Genomic DNA, 2744 nt, shown 5'->3' on the forward strand with positions numbered 1-2744 from the left:
TTATCTTTTTCAAAAAATTACAGTGGGTTAAGACAAAAGCTAACGGAATTTAAAGAATATTGACTTCTCTTTCTAGTTCGATTCCAAATTTTTCCTTGACCGAATCGATAATCATGCTCGAAAAATCAAAAATTTCCTTTCCTGTAGCCAAACCAGTTTTGTTGATAATCACCAAAGCCTGCAAATGATGGGTTGCTACATTTCCAATCTGTTTTCCTTTCCAACCACATTGTTCAATTAACCAGCCTGCAGGAACTTTCACCAAATCTCCATTAGGATAGTTAGGGATTTCAGGGTGATTTTCTTTGGCTATACTAAATTGCTCCAAGGAAATGGTCGGATTTTTAAAGAAACTTCCAGCATTTCCTATTTCATTGGGGTCAGGAAGCTTACTTTGTCTGATGCTAATCACCGCTTTCGAAACATCTTGAATGGTTGGATTAGTAATGCCCATTTTGTCTAATTCGGATTTGATAGCACCGTATTCGACGTCTATTTTGTGATTTTTTCGTGTTAAGTTGAAGGTAACTTCCAAAATGACATATTTTCCTTTTCCTTCTTGCTTGAAGATGGAGTCTCTGTACCCAAATCTGCACTTTTCATTATCAAAAACTTCAACTTCAAATGTTTCTAAATTCAGAACCTTGCAGGAAACAAAATTATCTTTGATTTCGGTTCCGTACGCACCGATATTTTGCATCGGAGAGGTGCCAACATTTCCAGGAATGAGAGACAAGTTTTCTAAACCACCATAGTTTTTTTCTAAACCATAAAGGACAAATTGATGCCAATTTTCACCAGCTTGTGCTGTAATATGTACTTCGTTGTCATTAGCGATTTCCTCTTTTATCCCCTTTAAATTTAACTGAATGGCAAGTCCATCAAAATCCTTTGTTAATAGAAGATTGCTTCCTCCTCCCAGAAAAAGAAGGGGAATAGGTTCATTGTTTGAAAGTCTCAAAGTTTGGAGGTTTTTTAGAACTTCAATCAATTCTTCAATCGAATTAACTTGTGCAAAATAACGGGCATTGGCATCAACACCAAAAGTGTTGTAAGGCTTAAGAGAGGTGTTTTCTTGAATAATCATAAGGATGAATCTATTGCAAAAATAGAGAATCTAATTTTAGTTTTTGTTGATTTTGAAAATGATTGAATAAAAGGACTTTGAATACACTTAATTTTGTTTTCAATTGATTTTTGTCTTTTTATGATTTAATTTATTGGTTTTCATGTTACTCCAGAATCACTTTTTCGATATAAGTATTCTTGTTTGTTTTAATCTTTAAATAATAAACGCCTGGACTCAACGTCCTTACATCTAATTGATAATGAATGGGATTGTATGATTTTAATAGTCTTCCAATTCTATCATAGATTTCCAAAAACTGAATTTCTTCGTCTGTTTTTAGATAAATGAAATCTTTAGTTGGATTAGGATAAATGATGAGTTCTTGATTAAGGTTTGCTTCCTCTACCATTAGTGAAGACTTTGCATTCCAAAAATTAAGAATTCCATATCCCATTTGGTCAGTATAATTGGGATGCAAAGAAGCGGTTTCTCTCAAACGATTTTTTAAAGTTTCACGAGGAGTCGATTTAGAAATAGCTTGTAAAATACATGCAACTCCTCCTGCTGCAATTGGAGTAGAAGCAGAAGTTCCGCTTCCAGCGGTTACACTTCCGTCAAATACCGAAAAAGTATAAGTTCCTCTCGTCGAACCATCAGGTTTTATAGCACCAACTGAATTAGGTCCATAAGAAGAAAACGTTGATGAATTTCCCAAAGAGTCAACTGCTCCAATGCTGAAAACTCGAGTGTTATCCGCAGGAGAAAGGATATAATGCCAAGACGCAAGTCCCGAATTACCAGCTGCAGCTAGTACAAAAATTCCTTTTTCAGTGGCGATTTGCGCACCTCTTGCAATAAAATTAGTGGAGCCGTCCATATCTTGGTAAGTATAATTATAGACAGGATTATTAAACTGGCTATATCCTAAAGATGTTGTGATAATGTCAACGCCTTTTCGGTCTGCTTCCTCTGCTGCTTCAATCCAATAAAGTTCTTCTTCTGGGATTTCTGCAGGCGTGGTTTCTGTTGCATATAAGTAAAAATCTGCATCTGGAGCAGCACCTACAAAACTTCCTTCAATGTAGCCACCAATGATACCTAAAACATATGAACCATGTGAATTAAGTGAAGTATTATAGATATCAGAACTTTTTGAAATAAAGTTGTAGCCACCTTTAATCTGGTTTTTAGTTCTTAACCTTTCAAAAGCTGAACCCGTATCAACAGTAGGATACCCCGTGTCAATTACTGCAATATTAATTCCCGACCCTGTAAACCCTTCAAGATGTAGAGGTTTAATGTTAACTTGTTCGATCTGTTCGAGCCCATTTCCGTAGTTGAAGGTCGTTTTGGACTTCACGTTTTCAAAATCTTCAAACTTATTTTTGGGTGTTTCTCTTGGTAAATTCCCATTAGTATTTCTTGCAAAACTTTCGATACTCTTTACAAAAGGGAGGGCTTGAAGCTGTGTAACTTGTGTCGAAGTCGCATTAACTGCAACACCATTTAACCATTTCGAATAGTCAGTTACCACAAATCCTAAATTTCGAATACTCTGAATATAGCTTGATTCAATCGGTGCATCTTGGTCATTAAGCGGGATACCAAGGGCGGCTCTTCTGTCCAAAGATTTTTGAGATAGCTCACTCAAAGGATTGCTATAGAATATATGTTT

The 2744-nt window shown here is 35.8% G+C and carries 2 protein-coding genes; both read right to left on the bottom strand.

Annotated features, from left to right (window positions below; all coding sequences use genetic code 11):
* Window positions 1-49 precede the first annotated feature (49 nt).
* Window positions 50-1087 carry a UDP-N-acetylmuramate dehydrogenase gene (gene murB, locus AC4AGG_RS16015; protein ID WP_489773025.1) on the bottom strand — a complete coding sequence of 346 codons (1038 nt, stop codon included), beginning with the start codon at window positions 1085-1087 and terminating at the stop codon, window positions 50-52.
* A gap of 145 nt (window positions 1088-1232) precedes the next feature.
* The coding region (locus tag AC4AGG_RS16020; protein WP_489773026.1) for a S8/S53 family peptidase at window positions 1233-2744 on the bottom strand (1512 nt) is incomplete at its 5' end.

It is taken from the genome of Chryseobacterium sp. CG10_8 (assembly GCF_058117085.1).